27 protein-coding genes are annotated in these 23,973 nt (G+C 63.1%); 19 read left to right on the forward strand and 8 right to left on the reverse strand.

What is annotated here, in order from left to right:
* Both FJV80_RS21410 and FJV80_RS21415 read right to left on the reverse strand, forming a co-directional pair.
* On the reverse strand, positions 1 to 219 hold a 219-nt coding region (locus FJV80_RS21410), incomplete at its 3' end, for a hypothetical protein (protein ID WP_142877410.1).
* Positions 220 to 364: 145 nt separating this feature from the next.
* Entirely contained in the window at positions 365 to 1,258 is an 894-nt protein-coding gene (locus FJV80_RS21415; RefSeq protein ID WP_142877355.1) for a branched-chain amino acid aminotransferase, read from the reverse strand.
* Positions 1,259 to 1,519: 261 nt separating this feature from the next.
* Between FJV80_RS21415 and FJV80_RS21420 the strand changes: the two genes are divergently transcribed.
* The 4 genes from FJV80_RS21420 to FJV80_RS21435 all read left to right on the forward strand — a co-directional run bounded on the left by FJV80_RS21420 (position 1,520) and on the right by FJV80_RS21435 (position 5,475).
* Entirely contained in the window at positions 1,520 to 2,053 is a 534-nt protein-coding gene (locus FJV80_RS21420) for a MarR family transcriptional regulator (RefSeq protein ID WP_032933687.1), read from the forward strand.
* Entirely contained in the window at positions 2,040 to 2,759 is a 720-nt protein-coding gene (locus FJV80_RS21425) for a response regulator transcription factor (RefSeq protein ID WP_019860633.1), read from the forward strand. The genes FJV80_RS21420 and FJV80_RS21425 overlap by 14 nt, the downstream gene beginning before the upstream one ends.
* 69 nt (positions 2,760 to 2,828) lie before the next feature.
* Entirely contained in the window at positions 2,829 to 4,244 is a 1,416-nt protein-coding gene (locus FJV80_RS21430; protein ID WP_095773546.1) for an ATP-binding protein, read from the forward strand.
* Positions 4,245 to 4,452: 208 nt separating this feature from the next.
* Complete coding sequence (locus tag FJV80_RS21435) at positions 4,453 to 5,475, forward strand: glycosyltransferase family 1 protein (protein WP_095773545.1); 1,023 nt, start codon at positions 4,453 to 4,455, stop codon at positions 5,473 to 5,475.
* A gap of 49 nt (positions 5,476 to 5,524) precedes the next feature.
* On the opposite strand, the gene FJV80_RS34610 is transcribed toward FJV80_RS21435, so the two are convergent.
* Positions 5,525 to 5,773 carry a hypothetical protein gene (locus tag FJV80_RS34610; protein WP_185975248.1) on the reverse strand — a complete coding sequence of 83 codons (249 nt, stop codon included), beginning with the start codon at positions 5,771 to 5,773 and terminating at the stop codon, positions 5,525 to 5,527.
* On the opposite strand from FJV80_RS34610, the gene FJV80_RS21440 reads away from it, so the two are divergent.
* On the forward strand, positions 5,766 to 6,650 hold the full coding sequence (locus FJV80_RS21440) for a hypothetical protein (RefSeq protein WP_245318149.1): 885 nt from the start codon (positions 5,766 to 5,768) through the stop codon (positions 6,648 to 6,650). The genes FJV80_RS34610 and FJV80_RS21440 overlap by 8 nt on opposite strands.
* A 69-nt stretch (positions 6,651 to 6,719) precedes the next feature.
* On the opposite strand, the gene FJV80_RS21445 is transcribed toward FJV80_RS21440, so the two are convergent.
* The 3 genes from FJV80_RS21445 to FJV80_RS21455 form a co-directional block, all read right to left on the reverse strand.
* Positions 6,720 to 7,079 (reverse strand): tRNA-binding protein, encoded by a 360-nt coding sequence (locus FJV80_RS21445; RefSeq protein ID WP_095773543.1) that lies wholly within the window; start codon positions 7,077 to 7,079, stop codon positions 6,720 to 6,722.
* A 10-nt stretch (positions 7,080 to 7,089) separates the two neighbouring features.
* Positions 7,090 to 7,590 (reverse strand): YbjN domain-containing protein, encoded by a 501-nt coding sequence (locus FJV80_RS21450; RefSeq protein ID WP_013893499.1) that lies wholly within the window; start codon positions 7,588 to 7,590, stop codon positions 7,090 to 7,092.
* Positions 7,591 to 7,913: 323 nt separating this feature from the next.
* Positions 7,914 to 8,216: an accessory factor UbiK family protein gene (locus FJV80_RS21455; protein WP_142877356.1), complete on the reverse strand. Its 303-nt coding sequence runs from the start codon at positions 8,214 to 8,216 to the stop codon at positions 7,914 to 7,916.
* Positions 8,217 to 8,431: 215 nt separating this feature from the next.
* Between FJV80_RS21455 and FJV80_RS21460 the strand changes: the two genes are divergently transcribed.
* From FJV80_RS21460 to FJV80_RS21495, 8 genes are all read left to right on the forward strand, one after another.
* Positions 8,432 to 8,665: a BrnA antitoxin family protein gene (locus FJV80_RS21460; RefSeq protein WP_095773542.1), complete on the forward strand. Its 234-nt coding sequence runs from the start codon at positions 8,432 to 8,434 to the stop codon at positions 8,663 to 8,665.
* Between the two features lie 134 nt (positions 8,666 to 8,799).
* On the forward strand, positions 8,800 to 9,693 hold the full coding sequence (gene lgt, locus FJV80_RS21465) for a prolipoprotein diacylglyceryl transferase (RefSeq protein WP_095789066.1): 894 nt from the start codon (positions 8,800 to 8,802) through the stop codon (positions 9,691 to 9,693).
* Positions 9,690 to 10,778, forward strand: coding sequence for a class I SAM-dependent methyltransferase (locus FJV80_RS21470; protein ID WP_095773541.1), 1,089 nt, complete (start codon positions 9,690 to 9,692; stop codon positions 10,776 to 10,778). The genes lgt and FJV80_RS21470 overlap by 4 nt, the downstream gene beginning before the upstream one ends.
* A gap of 116 nt (positions 10,779 to 10,894) precedes the next feature.
* Positions 10,895 to 11,689, forward strand: coding sequence for a peptidoglycan editing factor PgeF (gene pgeF, locus FJV80_RS21475; RefSeq protein ID WP_142877357.1), 795 nt, complete (start codon positions 10,895 to 10,897; stop codon positions 11,687 to 11,689).
* Positions 11,689 to 12,840: a Xaa-Pro peptidase family protein gene (locus FJV80_RS21480; protein ID WP_142877358.1), complete on the forward strand. Its 1,152-nt coding sequence runs from the start codon at positions 11,689 to 11,691 to the stop codon at positions 12,838 to 12,840. The genes pgeF and FJV80_RS21480 overlap by 1 nt, the downstream gene beginning before the upstream one ends.
* A 43-nt stretch (positions 12,841 to 12,883) precedes the next feature.
* Entirely contained in the window at positions 12,884 to 13,513 is a 630-nt protein-coding gene (locus FJV80_RS21485; RefSeq protein ID WP_095773538.1) for a hypothetical protein, read from the forward strand.
* A gap of 168 nt (positions 13,514 to 13,681) precedes the next feature.
* Complete coding sequence (locus FJV80_RS21490; RefSeq protein WP_010911102.1) at positions 13,682 to 14,617, forward strand: ribose-phosphate pyrophosphokinase; 936 nt, start codon at positions 13,682 to 13,684, stop codon at positions 14,615 to 14,617.
* A 145-nt stretch (positions 14,618 to 14,762) separates the two neighbouring features.
* Positions 14,763 to 15,740, forward strand: coding sequence for a tripartite tricarboxylate transporter substrate binding protein (locus tag FJV80_RS21495; RefSeq protein ID WP_142877359.1), 978 nt, complete (start codon positions 14,763 to 14,765; stop codon positions 15,738 to 15,740).
* A 26-nt stretch (positions 15,741 to 15,766) separates the two neighbouring features.
* Here FJV80_RS21495 and FJV80_RS21500 read toward each other — a convergent pair whose 3' ends face one another.
* Complete coding sequence (locus FJV80_RS21500) at positions 15,767 to 16,645, reverse strand: helix-turn-helix transcriptional regulator (protein ID WP_095773536.1); 879 nt, start codon at positions 16,643 to 16,645, stop codon at positions 15,767 to 15,769.
* A gap of 151 nt (positions 16,646 to 16,796) precedes the next feature.
* On the opposite strand from FJV80_RS21500, the gene FJV80_RS21505 reads away from it, so the two are divergent.
* A complete protein-coding gene (locus FJV80_RS21505; protein ID WP_185975245.1) occupies positions 16,797 to 18,038 on the forward strand; it encodes an MFS transporter in 1,242 nt (413 codons plus the stop codon).
* Between the two features lie 71 nt (positions 18,039 to 18,109).
* Here the strand turns inward: FJV80_RS21505 and FJV80_RS21510 are convergent, their stop codons facing one another.
* Positions 18,110 to 18,967: an alpha/beta hydrolase gene (locus FJV80_RS21510; protein ID WP_142877361.1), complete on the reverse strand. Its 858-nt coding sequence runs from the start codon at positions 18,965 to 18,967 to the stop codon at positions 18,110 to 18,112.
* 149 nt (positions 18,968 to 19,116) lie between these two features.
* Between FJV80_RS21510 and FJV80_RS21515 the strand changes: the two genes are divergently transcribed.
* From FJV80_RS21515 to ychF, 5 genes are all read left to right on the forward strand, one after another.
* The gene (locus tag FJV80_RS21515) at positions 19,117 to 19,545 is read left to right on the forward strand and encodes a MarR family transcriptional regulator (protein WP_095789063.1); all 429 of its coding nucleotides are present in this window, start codon (positions 19,117 to 19,119) and stop codon (positions 19,543 to 19,545) included.
* Positions 19,546 to 19,855: 310 nt separating this feature from the next.
* Positions 19,856 to 20,764 carry a hypothetical protein gene (locus tag FJV80_RS21520; RefSeq protein WP_142877362.1) on the forward strand — a complete coding sequence of 303 codons (909 nt, stop codon included), beginning with the start codon at positions 19,856 to 19,858 and terminating at the stop codon, positions 20,762 to 20,764.
* A gap of 317 nt (positions 20,765 to 21,081) precedes the next feature.
* Positions 21,082 to 21,723, forward strand: a complete 642-nt coding sequence (locus FJV80_RS21525) for a 50S ribosomal protein L25/general stress protein Ctc (RefSeq protein ID WP_142877363.1) — start codon at positions 21,082 to 21,084, stop codon at positions 21,721 to 21,723.
* 23 nt (positions 21,724 to 21,746) lie between these two features.
* Complete coding sequence (gene pth / locus FJV80_RS21530) at positions 21,747 to 22,469, forward strand: aminoacyl-tRNA hydrolase (protein WP_142877364.1); 723 nt, start codon at positions 21,747 to 21,749, stop codon at positions 22,467 to 22,469.
* Between the two features lie 96 nt (positions 22,470 to 22,565).
* On the forward strand, positions 22,566 to 23,669 hold the full coding sequence (gene ychF / locus FJV80_RS21535) for a redox-regulated ATPase YchF (RefSeq protein WP_019860664.1): 1,104 nt from the start codon (positions 22,566 to 22,568) through the stop codon (positions 23,667 to 23,669).
* The last annotated feature ends 304 nt before the right edge of the window (positions 23,670 to 23,973 follow it).

Raw genomic sequence — 23,973 nt, forward strand, 5'->3', positions numbered from 1 at the left:
CCTCCCTACCCCGGGGGCGCCCGCCGCGGCCGCTGCCGGATCAACCGCGCCGCCGCCAAGCAGGCTGCCGAGGATTGCCGCGCCGCCGACGCCGCCAATGGCGCCACCCAGGATTTTGGGAAGCTGGCCCATCGCCGCGTTCTTGAGTGCAACACCGACCGCCTGACCACCGATGATACCCGTAATCACCTGTACAATGATCGGAAGAAGCGTTTCCATATGATTAGTCCCTCCATAGCTGCCAGCCTCCCGGGCCGACACCATCATGAGACGCCGAATTGACTGAAAGTCAAATGCAGAAACGCTGAAATAAAAGGGGCGGCCCGAAAACCGCCCCTGCTTGCGCGAAAAGCTGTGACTATTGTTATTCTGCGGCGATTGCGTGCTTCGGCTGAACGGCCGCAGAATAGTCATTCATAAGGTTCTTGGCGATTTCGCCAACCTCGAATCGGTAAGGGCCGATCTCCGAAACCGGCGTTACTTCCGCCGCCGTTCCGGTCAGGAAGCATTGTTCGAAGCTTTCGAGTTCTTCCGGCAGGATGGCGCGTTCGATTACGTCCAGGCCACGGTCCCTGGCGAGCCCAATGACCGTGCGGCGGGTGATGCCGTCGAGGAAGCAGTCGGGCTTGGGCGTATGGATCTTGCCGTCCTTGACGAAGAAGATGTTGGCACCGGTTGCCTCGGCGACCTGGCCGCGCCAGTCGAGCATCATGGCGTCGGCATAGCCTTTTGCTTCGGCGGCGTGCTTGGACATGGTGCAGATCATGTAGAGGCCGGCGGCCTTCGACTTCGACGGCGCCGTGCGCGGGTCGGGTCGGCGCCATTCCGCGACATCGAGGCGGATGCCTTTCAGCTTCTGCGCCGGATCGAAATAGCTCGGCCACTGCCAGATGGCGATGGCGACGTTGATGCGGTTGTTCTGCGCCGAAACGCCCATCTGCTCGCTGCCGCGCCATGCGATCGGCCGGACGTAGGCGTCCTGGAACCCTTGCTTCTTCAACAGCGTGGTCGAGGCGTCGTTGAGCTCGGTGACCGAATAGGGAATCTTGAAGCCGAGCAGGCGGGCCGATTCATGCAGGCGCTCGGTGTGCTCGTTGAGCTTGAAGATCTCGCCGCCATAGGCGCGCTCGCCCTCGAAGACCGCGCTGGCATAGTGCAGACCGTGCGTCAGAACATGGATCTTGGCGTCGCCCCACGCAACGAATTCGCCATTCATCCAGATGAAGCCGTCCAGTTGATCGAAGGGAACGGATGCCATGGTAACCTCCCGCGGGTCGCGGCCCGCATATCCTTGGTGTCGTAGCGTGTTCTTTTTGGCCGCGCCGTGTGATTGGAGACGCCGGCCGGTGTTGCGAAGCGTAGGCGGATAATCGCGCTCTGGCAAACTCAGGAAGTTCCGGAAAAACCGGCCTGCCTTGCCTTTTCGTTCGCAATCCGCCCAAAAGCTTGTCAAAAATTACCATTGCGGGGAAATTACGTCAATAGTACTGACATAATCTCCCGTTCCCATGGAGAAATGATGACGGATCGAAGCCCAGCCGCCGGAAAGCCGATCAGGACCGCGATGTCAGTCGAGGACGGCATAGACTTCGCCATCATCGAACTGTTCTTCTTTGCCTATCGCGACTTCACCTCCGATCCCGACCAGATCCTGGCCGACTATGGCTTCGGCCGCGCCCACCATAGGGTGCTGCATTTCGTCAACCGCCGGCCGGGGCTGACGGTCGCCGAACTGCTCGACGTGTTGAAGATCACCAAACAGAGCCTGGCGCGCGTGCTGAAGCAGCTGATCGACACCGACCATGTCGTGCAATTGCAGGGTCCGCGCGACCGCCGCCAGCGCGAACTCTATCCCACCGCCAAGGGCCGCGCGCTGGCGCTCGCCCTGGCGCGGCCACAGTCACGCCGCATCCGTGCTGCATTGGAAGATTCCGGCGCCACCGAACGGGCCTTGGTGGAACGCTTCCTCGAAGCGATGGTCAATCCGGAACTGAGAGCTCAGATCGACGTTGGGTCCGCAAAAATGTCAGGAAAAAGCCATGGAGAGCACTGAGAGGGTCGATCAGGCGGCCGCACCGGACGACGACGCGCCGCATCTGCTTGTGGTCGACGACGACACCCGCATCCGCAATCTTCTCAAACAGTATCTGACCGAAAACGGCTTTCGCGTCACCGTCGCCGGCAATGCCGGCGAGGCCAGGCGCAAGCTCGCCGGACTCGACTTCGACCTGCTTGTGCTCGATGTCATGATGCCCGGCGAAAGCGGCGTCGATCTCACCAAATCGCTGCGCGCCGAAAAGAACGTGCCGATCCTGATGCTGACCGCGCTTTCGGAAACCGACAGCCGCATCCTAGGGCTCGAGGCCGGCGCCGACGACTATCTGCCAAAACCCTTCGATCCGCGCGAGCTGATCCTGCGCATCAACAACATCCTGCGCCGCGGCGGCCCCGCGACCACGCCCAAGGTCGAACAGCTGGTCTTCGGTCCCTACACGTTCCAGATCGCCAGGCGCGAACTGAAGCGCGGCGGCGAGGCGCTGAAGCTGACCGATCGCGAGCAGGAGATCCTGGCGATCTTTGCCGCGCGGGCCGGCGAGACCATCCCGCGCCACGAACTGGTCGGCGACGATTCGGAGGTCGGCGAGCGCACCATCGACGTGCAGATCAACCGGCTGCGCCGCAAGATCGAGCGCGATCCGTCCAATCCTGTCTGGTTGCAGACCGTGCGCGGTATTGGGTATCGGCTCAGCGTGGAATAGAATGCCGGACGCGGCTCTGGAGCCAAACGTCGTTCTGATCTAGTGCCGCGGACGAAATGAAAAGAGCCAATGGCAACGACGCAACTGGAAGGGCCGGGACCTGACGGCTTGAGCGCACGCGCCACGCGAACGCTCAAGGCGGTGCCGCGCATCTGGAACCGGTTCTGGCGCCTGATTTCGCTTTACATGCCCAAGCGCCTTTACGCGCGCTCGCTGATCATCGTCATCGCGCCGATGATCCTTCTGCAATCGGTGGTCGCCTTCGTCTTCATGGAGCGCCATTGGGCAACGGTGACCCAGCGCCTGTCGCAGGCGACCGTGCGCGACATCGCCGCCATCATCGACCTGATCGAGACCTACCCGCACGACGCCGACTACGCCAACGTCATCCGCATCGCCCAGGACCGCATGCAGCTGAAGGTCGACCTGCTGCCGCCGGATCCCTTGCCGCCGCCCGGTCCGAAACCGTTCTTCTCGATCCTCGACGACGTTCTCTCGGCCGAGATCACCCGCCAGATAAACCGGCCGTTCTGGATCGACACGGTCGGCAATTCCAACATCGTCGAGGTGCGCGTCCAGCTCGAGAACAAGGTGCTGCGCGTCTTCGTGCGCCGCAGCCAGGCCTATGCCTCCAACACCCACATCTTCCTGATCTGGATGGTCGGCACCTCGCTGGTGCTGCTGATGATCGCCATCCCCTTCCTGCGCAATCAGATCCGGCCGATCCTGACGCTTGCCGAGGCCGCCGAAAGCTTCGGCAAGGGCCGGCCGATGCCGCGCGATTTTCGCCCGCGCGGCGCCGAGGAGGTGCGCCGCGCCGGCTTTGCCTTCATCCAGATGCGCGAGCGCATCGAGCGCCAGATCGACCAGCGCACCGCCATGCTTACCGGCGTCAGCCATGATCTCAGGACCATCCTCACCCGCTTCAAGCTGCAGCTGGCGCTGGCCGGCGGCAAGGCCGAGACCAAGGCGGCGCTCAACCAGGACATCGACGACATGCAGTCGATGCTGGAAGGCTATCTCGCCTTTGCCCGCGGCGAAGCCTCGGAGGATCCGGGACGTTTCGATCTCGAAGCCTATTTCCAGAAGCTCAGCGACGAGGCCGCCTTGCGCAAATGCAAGCTGTCGACGACGCTTTCCGGTGATCCGACCGTGCATGTGCGGCCGAACGCCTTCGCGCGGCTGTTGTCCAACGTCATCGGCAATGCCTTCCGCTATGCCAAGACGGTGGAGGTCAGCGCCGATCACGGCCGTGGCTCGCTCGTGGTCACCGTCGACGACAACGGTCCCGGCATTCCGGCCGACAGGCGCGAGGACGTGTTCAAACCCTTCGTGCGGCTCGACGAAGCCCGCAACCTCGATTCCAGCGGCACCGGGCTCGGCCTGTCGATCGCCCGCGACATCGCCCGCAGCCATGGCGGCGACATCACCCTCGACGACAGTCCGCTCGGCGGCCTGCGCGCGGTGATCAAGGTTCCAGCCTAGGCTGGCCAAACATCGGGCTTCATCCGCCCGTCATGAAATCATGGTGAAGAGCGCGCATGAAACGCGCGACATCACTTGATTCGGCCTTGCCGCCCCATTTCGATCCCGTGCCCGCCCGGGTGCGCTGGAGCGAAGCGAGGGCCGCCGGCTGGTCGCCGTTCCGGCATCGTCTCAAGGCTACCGTCGACCTTTCCAGCAAAGGGCCGCCATGCGCATATTGATGGTCACCGACGCCTGGCGCCCGCAAGTCAACGGCGTCGTCCACACGCTGGAGCGGCTCACCGAAACGCTGAAATCCTTCGACGTCGCGGTGGATTTTCTGACACCCAACATCTTTCGCACGCTGCCCCTGCCGACCTACCCCGACATCAGGCTGGCGCTGACCACGCCAGGCCATGTCGCGCGCCTGATCGACGCCTACAAGGCCGACCATATCCACATCGTCACCGAAGGACCGCTGGGCATCATGGCGCGGCGCTATTGCCGCAATGCCGGCCGGCCGTTCACCACCAGCTATCATACGCGCTTTCCCGAATATCTCAGCGCCCGCCTGCCAGTGCCGGAAAGCTGGGCCTATCGCTGGCTGCGCGACTTCCACAATTCCGGCCAGGGCACGCTGGTCGCCACCCAGTCGCTCGCCGATGACCTTTCGGCGCGCGGCTTCAACAAGCTGAGGCCATGGACGCGCGGCGTCGACACCGACCATTTCCGCCCGGACAAGCGCAAGGACCTCGGCCTCCCCGGCCCGGTCTTCCTCTGCGTCGGCCGCGTCGCCATCGAGAAGAACCTCTCCGCGTTCCTCGACCTTGACCTGCCCGGCAGCAAGGTGATCGTCGGCGAGGGACCGGAGCTCGCCAAGCTGAAGGCCCGCTACTCCAACGCGCATTTCCTCGGCCATCGTCCCAATGACGAACTGGCGGAGATCTATGCCTCGGCCGATGTCTTCGTCTTCCCCAGCCGCACCGATACCTTCGGCAACGTCATCATCGAAGCGCTGGCCAGCGGCACACCAGTCGCCGCCTATCCGGTGACCGGACCGATCGACATTGTCGGCGACGGCTTTGGCGGCGCGGTCTCCAACGATTTGCGCGAAGCCGCGCTCGCCGCCCTTGAGGTCGACCGCGGCCAGGCGCGGGAACGCGCCCTGCGCTACAGCTGGAAGGCTTGCGCCGAGATGTTCCTCGACACGGTCGAGGAAGCGCTCGGCAGGACGCGCAAGCTGGCGGCCTGACGGCGGCAGTTGTGTGACCTCTTCGATGGCGCCCACTCATGCGTTTCCTTCAGGAAATCCAGACCTTCGACAACTTGCCGATACTTTTAGACAAGTCTTCCGCGTGAAGTTGATGGAATGCATTGGAAGATCGTGCACCGGCAAGCTTTAGTCCCGGTGAGCGCGCTCCTTGCGAGAGCTTGCGCGACAGTTCCTTGCGGTGCATTATTCTGCATCTGTAGTTCGCTGCGGGATTGACACTGATTTCAACGCTGGACCAGTCGCCTGCCGTATCGCCGAAGCGTCGCGTCTTGCGCATCAGCAGGACCGTTGCGAAGGTGTTCGGCTATTGCCGTGCGAATGCCTGGCCACTCTTCGTGGCCGCCTGGTTTCCCTGCTTTCTGACGACGCTCTGTCTGGCGGCGCTTGCTCTTATTCTCTTTGCCAATCCGGGGCAGGTGCCCGGCTGGCTTCTATCGCGAGGCTTTGACTCCAGGACCTGGCTTTCCGCGATTGTTGCGGCGCCGTTCTCGGCGATGGTCATTGCGTTCGTTCTGGACCGCATGGCAAACGCGCCCGAGCGCGGCCGTGTCGTTGTTCGGCGCGGCGTTGAACGTGTCAAACGCTACGCTATCCCGGGCATGCGCTTTGAGCTTGGCCAGCGGATTCTCTTGGCTGCGTTGCTTCTCGCAGTGATCCAGCTTGTTTGCGGCTTTGCCGTCGCCGGCGAGCACAGACTGCTTGCGGCCCTGCTGGCCACACGTGACCTACCGCTCAACCCTCAGGACGTCGCGCATTGGGTGTCGGCGATGGGAGTCTTCAACCTGTTGGCAGGTGCTTTCGTACTTGTCTGGACATATCTTTTTGTCGGTGATTTTCTCTGGACAGGATCGTTTGATCCAATCGGGTGCTGGCGCGCGCTGGATGGCAATCGTCTGCGTTTCCTCGCCATAATGTTCATCGTTTTCGCAATAGTTGCCATACTCAAATATGGGCTGGTCCTGGCCGGAGCCCTGATCCTCATTCCAACGGATGCCGCGTCGCCTTCCTTCCTGACCCTTATGCTGGTGCATTTCGGACTCGCCTGGCCGTTCGACATCCTCCATCTCGTACTCTCGGCCGCAACGGTCGGAACCATTCTCGGCGCGTTTCGGCCACCAGCTAGCGCTTCAATCCGGTCGGCTGTGCCGCTATGACGGCGCCCGCCGGGCGTCCTGACAGCGCTGCGCCGGGCGAGGTTCTTTTGAGCAGGCCGGGGTAAAATTCTAGAACAACCGCCCGCCGTCCGGCACCTTGCGCTCGATGGCGCCGAGCACCACGGCGCCCTCCTCGTCGGGAAAGCCCAGCGTCAGCACTTCCGACATGAACGGGCCGATCTGACGCGGCGGAAAATTGACCACGGCGAAGACCTGCCGGCCGACCAGCGTCTCGGGCGTATAGTATTTGGTGATCTGCGCCGATGATTTCTTGATACCGATCTCAGGCCCGAAATCGATCTTCAGCTTGAATGCCGGCTTGCGCGCCTCGGGGAACGGCTCTGCTTCGATGATCGTGCCGGCACGGATGTCGACACGATCGAAATCAGCGAAGCTGATTTCGGGCTTTCGCGTGGTGCTTGAACTCATCCAGTGCGACTCAGGCGTTGCCGTAGGTCTCGAACAGCACGCCGGCCAGCGCGTCCTTGGCCGAGGTTCCCGACCAGACGACGAACTGGAACGCCTGGAAATAGCATTCGCAGGCTTCCAGCGCAGAGGACAAAAGCACCTCGACCTGCTGGCTCGACGGCTCGACCCCACCGGCCAAAAGCAGCGACTGGCGGAACATGATCGCGCCTTCCTGCTCCCAGAGGTCGAAATGGCCGAACAGCATCTGTTCGTTGATCAGCGACAACAGCCGCATCACTTCCAGCGCGCGGGTCTCCGGCACCTTGATGTCGAAGGCGCAGGCCAGGTGCAGCGCCTCGAAATCCTCCATCCAGGAGAAGGAGACGTGATAGTCGGTCCAGCTGCCTGCGACCGAGATCGAAATTTCATCGTCGCCGGCCCGTTCGAAGGACCAGTCATTGTTGTGGGCCACCTGCTCGATAACATCCACCGGATGGATTTCGCGGGAGAATTCGAGTTCGAGAAGTTCCATGGAATGCTTCCTGTCGTTCTGAGGAGCGCCGCCACACGCTCCGCGGGAGGGCACACACAACGAACAATCTGATCTAGAACTCGGACGGCCAGGACTTCTCGACGCAAAGACCCCAGACCGGACCCCACCGCCCGGCCGCATGACCCTGCTCCGAATCATGCAACAAATTCAGTCTATTGATCGGGAGTCGCGTGAACAGCCCAATTTTTCGCACTGCGTCATTCGCATGTGGAAAGGCGCTGTCACAAAGATTCATGCAATGCCGTTAAGCGATTCACGGCAAAGCGATTTTCAGGATCGGACTATGTGGAAAAGTTTAACGATTATTTTTTTGCGCGAGGCTTCGCCGTCGCCGCTGGTGCGGCATCGCCGGCGAGTTCGGCGAGCTTCGCCTCGAGCGCTTCGATGCGGGCGGCAAGCCTGGCATTCTCGTCCCGGGCCTTGGCGGCCATCTCGCGCGCGGCCTCGAATTCCTCGCGCTGCACCACGTCCATCGAATTGAGGATGCGCTCCGCCTGGCCCTTGAAGGCGGTCTCGACCTCGCGGCGCACGCCCTGCGCGGCACCCGCGGCGTCGGTCATCAGCTTGGCGAATTCATCGAGAATGCGGTTCGGTCCGGTCGACATGGCAAATCCTCGCTTTGCTCGAAATGACGTAGTGGCGCGGAGCGCCGAATGCAAGAACGTTGAGGGCTGGTGCGGCCTCTGCGTTGCTATGGCGCATGGCGATGCCTTGCCTGCGCCAAGCTTTCAAATGGCCCCAAGCTGTACTTGAGGACGCCAAATCGCCTACTGTGTGGTCATCACGCCGTGCCTCAGCATGCTCCAATCAGGGTCACCCAATGGCAACGCCCCCGCGCCGACCGACAAATCCGTTCGCAGCCGCCGAAGCGGCATTCAAGCCGGTCAAGAAGCCGGCAGCGCCCATTCGCGAACCCTCGACCGCCCCGAATGTCCGCGAGCTTGTCTCGATCCGGATCGACCGGGCCGTGCTCGACCATTTCCAGGAAGACGGCCCCGGCTGGCAGGACAGGATCAACGACGCATTGCGGCAGTGGGTGGCCGCCAAGGGTTGAACTCACCACTCATGGCGCGATGGCTCGCAATGGCGATCCGTCGCGACCCCTGACGGCGGCCGGCTTGCCTTGACCCTGCCAAAACCCTGCCGCATGGTCCGCGCCCGAATGCGACCGCAACCGAGAGCTCCCCGTTGAACGAATATTTCCTGCTGCCGCTGGCCTCGTTGCCCTTCCCCAACATCAACCCGATCCTCATCCAGATCGGGCCGCTGGCGGTGCACTGGTACGGCGTCGGCTACATCGTCGGCATCCTGTTTGCCTGGTGGTATGCCAAGCGGCTCGCCGCCAATCCGAAGCTTTGGCCCGACGGCATCCTGCCGATGAAGCCGGAGGACCTCGACGATTTCATCGTCTGGGCGGCCATCGGCGTCGTGCTCGGCGGCCGCACCGGCTATGTGCTGTTCTATGACCTGGCGCGCTACATCGCGCATCCGCTCGACATCTTCGCCGTCTGGCAAGGCGGCATGTCGTTCCATGGCGGCCTGCTCGGCGTCATCCTCGCCATGACGCTGTTTTCCATCAAGCGCGGCATCCGCACCTGGTCGCTGTTCGATGTCGTGGCCGCCGGCGTGCCGGTTGGGCTCGGCCTGGTGCGCGTCGCCAACTTCATCAATGCTGAACTCTGGGGGCGGGTAACAGACGTGCCGTGGGGCGTCATCTTCTGCAACGAACGGCTTCAACAAGCTCAAGCACTTTGCCCAGCCGGCCTGGATCCTCGCCATCCTAGCCAGCTCTACGAGGCCCTGCTCGAAGGCCTGGTGCTGTTTGTCGTGCTACGCGTCCTCACCCATTCGCGCCTCAAGCTGAAGACGCCCCGCTTCGTCGCGGGCGCCTTCATCTGCGGCTATGGCTTGTCGCGCATCTTCGTCGAATTCTTCCGCCAGCCAGACCAGCAGCTCGGCTACCTCCTCGGCACCAACTGGCTGACCATGGGCATGATCCTGTCGACGCCGATGGTGCTGGCCGGCATCTGGGCGATGGCGACAGCCAAGCCGGTGAAGCAAGCGCAGCCGCAGGCGACATGACGCGGCTGAAGACCCGCATCGTCGACCTGATCGAGGCACTCGGCCCCCTTCCGGTCAACGAGTACATGGCGATGTGCCTGTTCGACCCCGCGGACGGCTACTACACGACACGCGAGCCCTTCGGCGCCGCCGGCGACTTCGTCACCGCGCCCGAGATCAGCCAGATGTTCGGCGAACTCGTCGCCGTCTGGCTTTATCAGGTTTGGGCAGCGATTGGCCGGCCGATGCCGGTCACCACCGCCGAGATCGGCCCGGGTCGCGGCACGCTGATGAAGGACATGCTGCGCACCCTGTCGCGGCTCGACCCGGTCCTGGCCAATGGCGCCGCCTTCGCCATGATCGAGACCAGCCCGCGCCTGACTGAAATCCAGAAGCAGACGCTGGGCGCGACGCCTTTCGCGGTTCGGTGGCACGAGACCATCGACACCCTGCCCGATCAGCCGCTGCTCATCGTCGGCAATGAATTGTTCGACGCCGTGCCGGTCCGCCAGTTCGTCCGCGCCGGCACGGGCTGGCGCGAGCGCATGGTCGGCCTCGACGATGAGGACGAGCTGCGCTTCTTCGCCGGCGCCGGCTCGATTGACTCGGCCCTATTGCCCCTCGACGCCGCTGAAGCGCCGCAAGGCGCGATCGTCGAAGTGGCACCGGCTCGCACCGCCCTGATGGCCGCCATTGCCGGGCGCATCGCCCGAAACGGCGGCGCTGGGCTGTTTCTAGACTATGGCCATCTCCAGCCGGGTGTCGGCGACACGCTGCAGGCCTTGCGCCGACACGATCACGAAGATGTGCTGGCCAATCCCGGCGAGGCCGATCTCACCTCGCATGTCGATTTCGCCGCCCTTGCCGCCACCGTACGCGCGCATGGTCTCGACGCGCATCTGTCGACGCAAGGCAATTTCCTGCTCGGCATGGGCATTCTCGAGCGCGCCGGCCGGCTTGGCGCCGACGGCGACCAGGCGGCCCGCGACAAGATCACCGGCGATGTCGAGCGTCTCGCCGGACCGCAGGCCATGGGCGAACTGTTCAAGGTGCTTGCCGTCCTGCCGCGCGGTGTGCCGATCCGGCCCTTTGCGACGGCGGATTGACTTTTCACCGCTGCCCCTCCCAATCTCCCGTCCGGTAGAAGAGCGGCAGAACAGCCGGCCACCTCGCTTCCGGACTTTTTCTTGACGAAACCGCCCACACGGACAACAACGCCCGCATGCTGAATCAGACCAAACCGGATCCCGTTCGGTCGCCGCTGCTGGACAAGGCGCAGGCACAAGGCATCCGCCATGGCTATTTCACCCGGATGGGCGGCGTCTCGACGGGCATCTATCAGGGCCTCAACATCGGCACCGGGTCGGATGACGACAAGGCCCTGGTGGCCGAGAATCGCGCCCGTGTCGCCGCCTGGATGGGCGTGCCGGCGAACCATCTGCTGACCGCCTGGCAGGTCCATTCGCCCAACGTCATCGTCGCCAGGGAACCCTTTGCCGGCGAACGGCCCAAGGCCGATGCCATCGTCACCGACCGCCCGGGCATCGCCATCGGCGCCTCGACCGCCGACTGTGGCCCGGTGCTGTTTGCCGATTCCGGCGCGCGCATCATCGGCGCGGCGCATGCCGGCTGGAAAGGTGCCTTTACGGGCGTGCTGGAGAACACCGTTGCCGCCATGGAAAGCCTGGGCGCCCGGCGCGAAAACATCGTCGCCGTGCTCGGCCCCTCGATCGGCCCCGCCAATTATGAAGTCGGGCCGGAATTCGTTGCCCGCTTCGTCGAGGCCGACGCGCAGAACATCGGCTATTTCGCGCCCTCCGCCACATCAGGCCATGCCATGTTCGACCTCAACCGCTACACGGTCGACCGGCTCATCAGGGCCGGCGTGACCGCCGAGGGCCTCGGGCGCTGCACCTATGGCGAGGAAGATTTGTTCTACTCCTACCGGCGCACCACGCACCGCAAGGAACCCGATTACGGCCGGCAGGTTTCGGCCATCGTTTTGGAGAGTGAATAATGGCGCTGCATTTTGAACGATCGGAATTTGACGCGCGGCGCGACCGGCTGATGATCGAGATGGCCGAGAAGAAGCTCGACGCCATCCTGCTGTTCGCGCAGGAAAGCATGTACTGGCTGACCGGCCACGACACCTTCGGCTTCTGCTTCTTCCAATGCCTGGTGGTGAAGGCCGACGGCTCGATGGTGCTCTTGACCCGCTCGGCCGACCTTCGCCAGGCGCGCCACACCTCGATCATCGACAACATCGTGCTGTGGACCGACCGCAACGGCGCCAACCCGGCGGTCGACCTGCGCAATCTGCTCAACGACCTCGACCTGCTTGGCGCCCGCATTGGGGTCGAATACGACACCCATGGCCTGACCGCCTATAATGGCCGCCGGCTGGACGAGCAGTTGCAGACCTTCGGCCAGATCGCCGACGCTTCCGGCATTGTCGGCCGGCTGCGCCTGTTTAAGAGCCCGGCCGAGATCGCCAAGGCCGAGAAGGCCGCCAACCTCTCCGACGACGCGCTGGACGCGGCACTGCCGCTGATCAAGCAGGGCGGCGACGAGGCACTGATCCTGGCCGCCATGCAGGGCGCGGTCTTTGCCGGCGGCGGCGACTATCCGGCCAACGAATTCATCATCGGTTCGGGCGTCGATGCGCTGCTGTGCCGCTACAAGGCCGGCCGCCGCAAGCTCACCAAGAACGACCAGCTGACGCTCGAATGGGCCGGTGTCTTCCATCACTATCACGCGCCGATGATGCGCACCGTGCTGACCGGCAAGGTGTCGAAGCGCCATCAGGAGCTGTTCGATGCCGCGCGTGCCGCCCTTCTCTCGGTGGAAAAGGCGATGACGCCGGGCAATACGTTCGGCGACGTCTTCGACGCCCACGCCCGCACCATGGAGGCGCACGGCCTGACCAAGCACCGGCTGAACGCCTGCGGCTATTCCGTCGGCGCCCGCTTCACGCCGTCCTGGATGGACATGCCTATGTTCTACCAGGGCAATCCCGAGCCGATCGCGCCACACATGACGCTGTTCGCCCACATGATCATCATGGATTCCGAGACCGAGACGGCAATGACGCTTGGCCGCACCTACCTGACCACCGAATCCCAGCCGAAGCCGCTTTCCCGCCATGATCTCGACTTGATCGTACAGTGAATCCATAATGGGAGGCGTTCTTCGCCAAGGAGTTAGAAGGCAAATGAGACGATCGCATGTGACGACCGTGTCATTGCTTGTGGCATTGGCTCTGGCTGCCTGCACCAACGCAAAGGACGTTCTCGAACCATCCGCCATCACCCCGCCGGCCGCCTCGGCGCAGCCCGTGCCGGGAGCCCAGGGTGGCACGACGGCCACCGTTGCCGCAACGTCACCCACCGCGCCTGCCGCCACCACGGGCGCTGCTGCAACCACCACCACGCCGCTCACCTCGGCGCAAAGTGCTGCCATCCTGTCGAAGACCCGGCTGCAGATCGCGCCGATCGTCGGCGCTTCGGTCGAGGCCGCGACACCGCTGACGGCGGAACTGCAGACGCGCGCCAGGCAGCGTGGCATTACGCTCGCCGGCAGCGCCGACCAGACCGCGACCCATGTGCTGAAGGGTTATTTCTCGGCGATTTCGGAGGGCAAGGACACCACCGTCATCTATGTCTGGGACGTCTACGACCCCTCAGGCAACCGCCTGCACCGCATCAACGGCCAGATGAAGGCGCCTTCCGGCGCCGGCGCGGGCGCCGACAGCTGGAAGGGCGTCTCGCCGGCCACCATGCAGTCGATCGCCGACCAGACCATCGACCAGTTCGCGGCATTCCTGGGTGGCAAGGCTGGCTAGCAGGGCATGCTTGAGGGTTGCCTCTCGGCGATGGCACGAACCTTTCTTCAGCTTAGCCGGCGGATTCCCGATCTCGGCGCTTGCAATACCAGCGCGGGCCGCTAAAAGCCCGATTAAAAGGTCCGGGAGAGTCTGTCAGGCCTTCCCATCCTCCACCAGGAACGGTGCATGAAACTCTTCGCGGGCAATTCCAACAGGGTGCTGGCCGAAGCGGTCGCCCGCTATCTCAACATCCCGCTGGGCAAGGCCACTGTCAGGCGCTTCGCCGACCAGGAAATCTTCGTCGAAATTCAGGAAAACGTGCGCGGCGAGGATGTCTTCATCCTGCAGTCGACCTCGTTCCCGACCAACGATCATTTGATGGAGCTGCTCATCATGATCGACGCCTTCATGCGCTCCTCGGCCAAGCGCATCACGGCGGTGATTCCTTATTTCGGCTATGCCAGGCAGGACCGCCGGGCGTCGGGCCGCACGCCGATCTCGGCCAAGCTGGTCGCCAACATGATCACCCGCGCCGGTGTCGACCGCGTTCTGACGCTCGACCTGCATGCCGGCCAGATCCAGGGCTTCTTCGACATCCCGACCGACAACCTGTTTTCCGTGCCGGTGATGGCCCGCGACGTGAAGGCGAAATACAAGCAGCTCGGCAATGTCGTGGTGGTGTCGCCCGACATTGGCGGCGTCGTGCGGGCACGTGCGCTGGCCAAGCGCTTCGACGCGCAGCTCGCCATCGTCGACAAGCGCCGTGAGCGCCCGGGCGAATCGGAAGTCATGAACATCATCGGCGCGGTCGCCGGCAAGGATTGCCTGCTGATCGACGACATCGTCGATTCCGGCGGCACGCTGTGCAATGCCGCCGATGCACTCCTGGCCAACGGCGCCACCAGCGTCACGGCCTATATCACCCATGGCGTGCTGTCGGGCGGCGCTGTCGCCCGCATCAGCGGCTCGAAGCTGCAGGAGCTGGTGATCACCGATTCCATCCAGCCGACGCAAGGCGTGCTCGACGCCCCCAATATCCGCGTCATCTCGATCGCCGACCTGATGGGCGAGGCGATCTCGCGCACGGCGACCGAGGAATCGGTGTCGAGTCTGTTCGACTAACCCCCCCGCGATCGACGAAACGTCGGCCAGGTAGAGCGGACGCCTCCTATTGTCGGCCCCTTGTCTGCGCCGCCCTGCGAGCAGAAATTTCTCCTGACGCGCCTGCCGTGGCATACTGCCCCCGTAGACAATGGAGGAGTAGCATATGCCAATCCGGCGAAGGACTTTGCTTGGGCTTGCCGTTTCTGTCGCGGCTCTCTTTTCGGCGCCAATGGCTTGGGCGGCCGATTTTCCGGATCGGACCATCACGATGGTTGTTCCCTTTTCCGCGGGCGGCTCCACGGACCTGGTTGCCCGCCTCGTCGCCAACAAGATGTCCGAAAACCTCGGGCAGCAGATTGTCGTCGAGAATGTCGGCGGGGCCGGCGGCAGCATCGGCGCGGCCCAGGTCGCCCGGGCCGATCCTGACGGCTACACGATTCTGATGGGCACGGTTGCGACACACGCGCTCAACCCGCTCATCCTCAAGACCAAGCCCTACGATGCGGAGAAGGATTTTGCTCCGATATCGCTGCTTGTGCTGGTGCCGAACGTCCTGGTCGTGAACCCTCAATTTCCTGCCCAGAACGTCAAGGAACTGATCGACCTGTTGAAGAAGGACCCGGACAAATACGCCTACGCTTCATCGGGTAACGGCACCCCGCTGCATCTCTCGGGCGAGCTTTTCAAGACGATGGCCGGCGTGAGCATGCAGCACATACCCTATAAGGGCGCCGGGCCGGCCCTGAACGATGTCATCGCCAACCAGGTGCCGATGATGTTCGACAACCTGCCGTCTTCATCGGGCCATATCAAGGGCGGGACGCTGCTAGCCCTGGGCGTCACCACCAAGGAGCGCGTTCCCTCCTTCCCCGACGTCCCGGCGATTGCCGAAACCATTCCTGGCTATGAAACCTACAGCTGGAACGCCCTGTTCGCGCCCGCGGGCACCCCCGCGGACGTGATCGAGGTTCTCCATAAGGCAGCAGCCAAGGCGCTGCAGGACCCCGATGTGATTGCGCGCATGGGCCAATTCAGCGCCTCGATCGTGGCCTCCACTCCGGAAGAGCTGGCAACGCATGTGAAGGCTGAACTCGCCAAATGGGAGCCGATCGTCAAGGCGAGCGGCGTTCAGATGGACTAGGCGTTAATGCGCTCCGGCATTGCTTGCTATGGCGCCGGGGCCTCAAGGCGAGGCGGGGCTCGCCGCATGCCTTCGCTGTTGTCTCGCGCGCCGCGCATATAGCCGCGCGGCGACGAGCCCAGCATGCGCTTGAACATGGTGATGAAGGCCGGCACGCTGTCATAGCCGAGATCGAGCGCCACCCGGGTGATCGGCTCGCCATCGGCGAGCCGCGGCAGCGCCGCGAACAGGCAGGCCTGCTGGCGCCATGTCGACAGCGACAGGCCGGTCTGGCGCTGGAAGGCGCGCGTGAAGGAGCGCCGGCTCATGCCGGCGGCGTCAGCCCATTCGTCGATCGTCGCATGCGGCGACGGTGCGGCGACGAAGCGGCGGCACAGCGCCGCCAGCCTCGCATCGGACGGGAATGGCAGGCCGAGCGGCCGTTCCGGCAAGGTCGGAATCTCATGCAGCAATAGCTTCATGATCAACCCGCCGCGTCCTTCCAACTCGCCGCCTTGCGGCAGCTTCTCCGATTCCACGATCAGGCTGTGCATCAACGCGGTGACGCCGACGACACGCAAGCCCTCCGGCAGCCCCGGGATCGCGCCCGGCATGACATAGACCGAGCGCATCGAGACATCGCCCAGCATCTCGACGGAATGCTCGATGCCGGCCGGAATCCACATCGCGTGGTCTGGCGGCACCATCCAGCGCCCATGCCGCGTCGTCACCAGGACGACGCCGACCAGCGCGTGCAGCAACTGGCTGCGCCTGTGGCGGTGTTGCGGCACGTGGTAGCCGTCGGGATATTCAGTCGGCAACGCCACCGCCGGCCCGGCGACCTCCTCCAGCCATTGCCAGCGGCTCTGGTGCAACTGGCCGAGATCGGCATTGCCGGCGCGGAAGATTTCCCTGCCATGCGGCATCTTGTATGGCCCACTTGCGAAACTATTGGACCAAACCACGAAAGAAGTCGCGCGGCAAGCGGCTTATAAGGCAACCGTCCCTGAGGCGGCCGCGGGAGCGTCCGCCAGATTGCCCGCGGGCGTGCCCGCCAAAAAGACCACGGAGCCTGCCTTGACCGATACGACAGCCGCCAGCGTCGCGTCACCAGCGACCGCCAGTCACGCCTCAGCCCAGGCGACGGCCTTCACCGTCATCCTGGCGGTGAGCTTCTGCCATTGCATCAACGACATCATGCAGTCGCTGCTATCGGCCATTTATCCGCTTCTGAAACAGAATTACGGCCTCGATTTCTGGCAGATCGGCCTGCTGACGTTCACCTTCCAGGTGACGGCATCCTTGCTGCAGCCGGTGATCGGCATGATCACCGACAAGCGGCCGATGCCCTATTCCCTGCCCTACGGCATGGCCTCGTCGCTGATCGGCCTGGTCGTGCTGGCCTATGCCGGGCATTATTATCTGCTGCTGATTGGCGCCTCGTTGATCGGCATCGGCTCGGCGATCTTTCATCCCGAATCCTCGCGCATCGCGCGTTTCGCTTCGGGCGGCCGGTTTGGCCTGGCGCAGTCGCTGTTCCAGGTCGGCGGCAATTTCGGCCAGTCGATGGGGCCGCTGCTGGCCGCCTTCATCGTCGTGCCGTTCGGCCAGACCAGCATCGCCTGGTTCGCCGTCGGCTCGCTGATCGGCATCGTCGTTTTGTGGCAGGTCGGCGGCTGGTACAGCCGCCTGCGCGCCGCGCAAGGCACCCGCAAGGCGGCAAGCTTCGTCTTGCCCTTCCCGCGCCGCAAGGTGATGTGGGCATTGATCGTGCTGACCCTGCTGGTGCTGAGCAAGAACGCCTACATCGCCAGCCTTGCAAGCTACTACACCTTCTACTCGATCCATAAGTTCGGGGTGTCGGTGCAGATGAGCCAGGTGATGCTGTTCCTGTTCCTCGGCGCCTCGGCGCTGGGCATCCTGCTCGGCGGCCCGTTCGGCGATCGCTACGGACAGAAGGCGATGATCTGGTTCTCGATCGTCGGCGTGCTGCCCTTCACGCTGGCGCTGCCCTACGCCAATCTGGAATGGACGATGGTGCTCACCGTGCTGATCGGCCTCATCCTGTCGTCGGCCTTCTCCAACATTGTCGTCTTCGCCCAGGAACTGGTGCCGGGCCGCGTCGGCATGATCGCCGGCATCTTCTTCGGCTTCGCCTTCGGCATGGGCGGCATCGCGGCGGCCGTGCTCGGCGTCGTCGCCGACATGAAAGGCATCGATTTCGTCTTCCAGATCTGCTCGTATCTGCCGTTCCTGGGCCTGCTGACGGTGTTCCTGCCCAACATGAAGGAAGCCCGGAAGGCGCTGGCAGCAGCCTAGCTTCGGCTGCCCCCGAACGGATACGGAAAGGCACCCGCCAAATGGCGGGTGCCCCTTTTTTCTTAGAGAACTCAGGCCTTGAAGAAGGCCAGCAGGTCGGCGTTGATGACATCGGCGTGGGTTGTCGCCATGCCGTGCGGGAAACCCTTGTAGACCTTGAGCTCGCCCTTCTTGAGCAGTTTGATCGACAGCAGCGCTGAGTCGGCGATCGGGACGATCTGGTCATCATCGCCATGCATGACAAGCACCGGCACGTCGATCGCCTTCAGATCCTCTGTGAAGTCGGTTTCCGAGAAAGCCTTGATGCAATCGTAATGCGCCTTGGTGCCGCCCATCATGCCCTGGCGCCACCAATTGCCGATGACGCCCTCCGACACTGCCGCGTCCGGACGGTTGAAGCCATAGAACGGGCCGGCCGGGACATCCCGGTAAAGCTGGGCGCGGTTGGCTGCGACGCCGGAGCGGAAACCGTCAAAGACCTCGATCGGCAAGCCGCCGGGATTGGCCGCCGTCTTGAGCATGATCGGCGGCACCGCGCCGATCAGCACCGCCTTGGCGACGCGGCCACCTGAGCCGTACTTCGCGACATAGCGCGCCACCTCGCCGCCGCCGGTCGAATGGCCGACATGGATAGCGTTCTTGAGGCCGAGATGCGCGGCGAGTTCAGCGACATCGGCGGCGTAGGTGTCCATCTCATTTCCGGTGTCCGTCTGCGTCGAGCGGCCATGGCCACGCCGGTCATGGGCGATGACGCGGTAGCCTTGTGCCAGGAAGAACAGCATCTGTGCGTCCCAGTCGTCGCTGCTCAACGGCCAGCCATGATGGAAGACGACGGGCTGACCGGTTCCCCAGTCCTTGTAGAAAATCTGCGTGCCGTCCTTGGTGGTGATCGTGCCGCTGCCGGAACCGGATTTCGTCTGCGAGGCCATCTCAATCTCCTTTAATTGTTTTTCACGATAAACAATATCGCGACATTTATATCGCTAGCGCAACCCTAAAGCCTTGTCCATAGAAATATGTATCGCGATATCATTTTTCGTGGTATTGAATTTCTACGTCGGCAAACAAGGAACGCGTCGTGCCACTCCCTTTGGACAATCAGCTCTGCTTCACGCTCTACGCCACCTCGATGGCGATCAACCGCACTTACAAGCCGATGCTGGACGAGATGGGGATCACCTATCCGCAATATCTCGTGCTCAACGCGCTGGGCGAGGCCGACGGCATGTCGGTCGGCAGGGTCGCTCATCGGCTTGCTTTGGAATCGAGCACCGTCACCCCCCTGGTGAAGCGCATGGAACAGGCCGGGTTGGTCACCCGCCAGCGCAGCCAGGCGGACGAGCGCCAGGTCCAGGTCGACCTGACATCGGCCGGGCGCGCGCTGCTCGTCCAATGCACCTGCCTCAACGAGACCTTGATCGAGCGCTCGGGCATGACGCTGGCGGAGCTCGATGCGCTGAACCGGCAAATCCAGGCGCTGCGCGATGCGTTGAGCGGCGATCGGTAGCCACCGGCTGAAGCTTGAGTGCCTCGGCGCGGCTTGAACTGCGCTCGCACGGCATCGAAATGCTCCTTGGTTCGCCTCTCGTGCCCAGGCTGGCACGAAACGAAATTTCGAGCATGAGGCGTTACGGGGAATTGACCCACACGCTCTCGATTCTGCTATAGGGCTCTCGATTCTGCTGTAGGGAATGCCGCGGCGAAGATGAGATGAATGGGTGTCAGCAGCCCCAGGATAAATGGCTTCGTCATGACCTCCGGCAGTGGAGAAATTCCCAAGACTTGCTTGCGTTCTCTGCGCTTTTTCTGGATTCGCCATGCACGCCCAGCCGCTTCGTGTTCTGACCCTTCTGGTGCGTCACGGGACCGAGAAGTATCCGACCGCGTGGCAGGACTTGCGAGCTATGTTCGCCCACCAGATGCCGGACGTTGTGCATCGCATGCTCGTGATCGACAATTCGCTGCCGGTCGGTCATGGCTCTGATTTGGACCTCGGCGTCGAACTGATCGGCGCGTCGAACGAAGATTGGGAATTCTCCGCGTGGGACCGCGGCATCAATCAGACCGGCGCCAAACTTCATCACTATGATCTGGTCCACTTGGCCACTTCGGCTTTCGCGGCATCCGCATCTGACCATCTCAAATTGATTGATGGTGGCTCGTTGCGGTCGTTGCTTGGTTTGCAGGGAGCGCTGGGTTGCATTGATTCTCGCCGCGAGGCCTTCTCGATTTTCGGAATCGGTTCGCAGGCTTGGCTCCGCAGCTCGTTCATCCTGATGACCCCGCGGCAACTCAGCAGCCTGGGATCCCTGGTAAGCGTCGGCAGGGACGCGCCGATTTTTAGCGGCAACCCTCGACAGCCCTTCCGTGAAGACGCACCGATCTCGCAAGCATATCAGCAGTTTTTGCTGCATTGGCTTACCGGCGACGGCGAAGAGGTAATCTGGCATTCAAGGTTCGATCTCACACCTGAAACGCTGCCGTTTTTCGAAAGCAAGGCGCGGGCTATTCTCAATGAGCTGATGCTCACCAACCGGTTGCTGGCCAATGGATGCGCGCTCGTTGACATGACGTGGTTGGCGCAAAAGGTCCGTGCGGCGAGCTCGGAATCCGAGATTGATATTCCGGACTGGCGCGTGCAAATCAGCTCCCGAGCGCGAGTCAAACGCACTTTGATCCAAAAGCTTCGCCGCTGGCTGTCTAAACATATGCCGCGGCAAAGATGACTGCCATCGCTGGTTGCCCACCGCAGACATGGCAACTGCCGGCGGACTGTCAGACGAAGATCGGTCCTCGATCTGCCCTTCATGCCTTCCAGCCCGACCGCTTGCGCCTCTCGCCACCTTCCGCTATAGAGCCGCCACCCGCGTAGACACCCTTGGAGGCAACGCGGCGGAAGGCTGCCTTCCCTTGTGATCCCGAACAAAGCTCCGTCTCAAAGCGGACGCCCTCATTCGGACATCGAGGTCTGGCGGCTTTCGACGTTTTCGGCTTGGGCAATCTGCCCTCCGCAAACGCTCCATAACACGCGAAAGGAAAAGCCATGAGCCACGATACTTACGAGCTCAAGGCCGAAGCGCGCGAACAGGTCGGTAAGGGGTCCGCCCGTGCAGTTCGCCGCAACGGTAAAGTGCCTGCAGTAATCTATGGTGACAAGCAGCCTCCCCTGGCGATCGCTCTCACCTACAAGGACATCTACTACAAGATCCACGGCGGCGGGTTCCTGACCACGGTCGCCACGATCGATGTCGACGGCAAGAAGATCCAGGTCCTGCCCAAGGACTTCCAGCTCGACCCGGTCAAGGATTTCCCTGTCCATGTCGACTTCCTGCGCATCGGCAAGGACACCGAAGTCAATGTCGACGTGCCTGTCCACTTCATCAATGAGGACAAGTCTCCCGGCATCAAGCGCGGCGGCGTGCTCAACATCGTGCGTCACGAAGTCGAGTTCCACTGCCCGGCCAATGCCATCCCGGAATTCATCACCATCGATCTCACCGGCACCAACATCGGCGACTCGATCCACATCTCGGCGGTGAAGCTGCCGGCCGGCGTCAAGCCGGTCATCTCCGACCGCGACTTCACCATCGCGACCATTGCCGGTTCGTCGGCGATGAAGCCGGAGGTCGAAGAGACGGCCGAGGTGGTTGCACCTGAAGCGGCACCTGTCGCCGAAGAGAAGTAACTCTTTCCCGCCCGGAGCAGACGATGCTTGTCTTTGCAGGCCTCGGCAATCCGGGCGCGAAATACGCAGATAACCGGCACAATGTCGGCTTCATGGCGGCGGACGCAATTGCCCGCCGCCATTCCTTTTCGCCCTGGTCGAAGAAATTCCAGGGCCTGATCGCCGAGGGCACGATTGCCGGCGAAAAGATCATCCTGATCAAGCCGCAGACCTTCATGAACCTGTCCGGCCAGTCGGTCGGCGAGGCGCTGCGCTTCTACAAGCTCGAGCTTTCCGCGCTCACTGTCTTCTATGACGAGATCGACCTTGCCGAAGGCAAGCTGCGCATCAAGACCGGCGGCGGCGCCGGCGGCCACAACGGCATCCGCTCGATCGACGGCCATGTCGGCAACACCTATCGTCGCGTGCGCATCGGCGTCGGCCATCCCGGCGTCAAGGAAATGGTCCAGCACCATGTGCTCGGCGATTTCGCCAAGGCCGACCGCGAATGGCTCGATCCCTTGCTCGAGGCGATCGCCGACAACGCCGCCATGATCGTCAAGGGCGACGAATCCGGCTTCATGAACAAGGCCGCCCTGGCCGTCCAGGGCAAGACGGTTCTGGAACTCGATAAGCCCGCGTCGAGCCAAGCCCCCAAGCAACAGAGCCACATCCGCCAGGCACGCCCGCAGCAGGCGCCCGCCAAACTGCCGGAATCCGGCCCGATGGCCGCCATGCTGAAGAAACTCTTCGGCAACAAGGACTGAGCGCGCACGCATGCGGCCTTACAGGGCTTGACGTTGATCACCCCTATCGCCCATAGCCCTCATCAAATTTCGCTTTTCCCGATAGGACTGGACAAAATGGGTTTCAAATGCGGCATCGTTGGCTTGCCCAACGTCGGCAAGTCGACGCTCTTCAACGCGCTGACCAGGACGGCGGCGGCGCAGGCCGCCAACTATCCGTTCTGCACCATCGAACCGAACACCGGCGAGGTGGCGGTGCCCGACCCGCGCCTGCAGAAGATCGCGGCCATCGGCAAGTCCAAGGAGATCATCCCGACCCGCATCTCCTTCGTCGACATTGCCGGCTTGGTGCGCGGCGCCTCGAAGGGCGAAGGGCTGGGCAACCAGTTCCTCGCCAACATCCGCGAGGTCGACGCCATCGTGCATGTGCTGCGCTGCTTCGAGGATGACGACATCACCCATGTCGAGGGCCGCATCGACCCTGTCGCCGACGCCGAGACGGTCGAGACCGAGCTGATGCTCGCCGACCTGGACAGCCTCGAGCGCCGCATCGTCCAGATCCGTAAGCGCGCCGGCAGCAAGGACAAGGAAGCAACGACCGTGCTGCCGATGATGGAGGCGGCGCTCGAGCTGCTGCAGGCCGGCAAGCCGACCCGTATATTGCTCAAGGGCATCTCGGCGGAAGATTTGCGCATCCTGCAGGGCCTGAACCTGCTGACCTCGCACCCCGTGCTCTATGTCTGCAATGTCGCGGAGGCCGATGCCGCGACCGGCAACGAGCACACCAGGGCCGTGGAAAAGATGGCTGCCGCGCAGGGTGCCGGCACGGTGGTGATCTCGGCCGCGATCGAGGCCGAAGTCGCCCAGCTCTCCGACGAGGAAGAGATGGAATTCCTGTCCTCGCTCGGCCTCGACGAGCCGGGCCTCAACAAGGTCATCCGCGCCGGTTATGAGCTTTTGCATCTCATCACCTATTTCACCGTCGGGCCGAAGGAGACGCGCGCCTGGACCATCCACAAGGGCGACAAGGCCCCGCAGGCCGCCGGCGTCATCCACACCGACTTCGAACGCGGCTTCATCCGCGCCCAGACCATCGCCTATAACGACTTCGTCACGCTGGGCGGCGAAGTGGCGGCCAAGGAAGCCGGCAAGGCGCGAGACGAAGGCAAGGAATATGTCGTCCAGGACGGCGACATCATGCTGTTCAAGTTCAATACCTGACGCCTGGCGGGTCGCCACCAGGATCTGGTGCTCGCCTGCCGGAGCATCCACTACAATCTCGGCTCGGGCTGGATAGAGCCTTTTATCGAACGGTACGGGCCGCCGGAAACCGAGCCGGCGAAGCTTTCCTGGTATCGGCTGCTCGACGAGTTCTTATGAGCGGCGATCCCGGCCCGGCTCCCGACGCTTGTCTTGATTTTGTCATGGCACGGGTCTAAGCGGCTGGCACACGGTCGCGCACGCGACGAAGAGCCGTGCAATCCGACACGACGCGCAATCCGAACGAACCTTCGCAGGGGAGATC

The organism is Mesorhizobium sp. WSM4310, assembly GCF_007003935.1.
Lineage (GTDB): Bacteria > Pseudomonadota > Alphaproteobacteria > Rhizobiales > Rhizobiaceae > Mesorhizobium.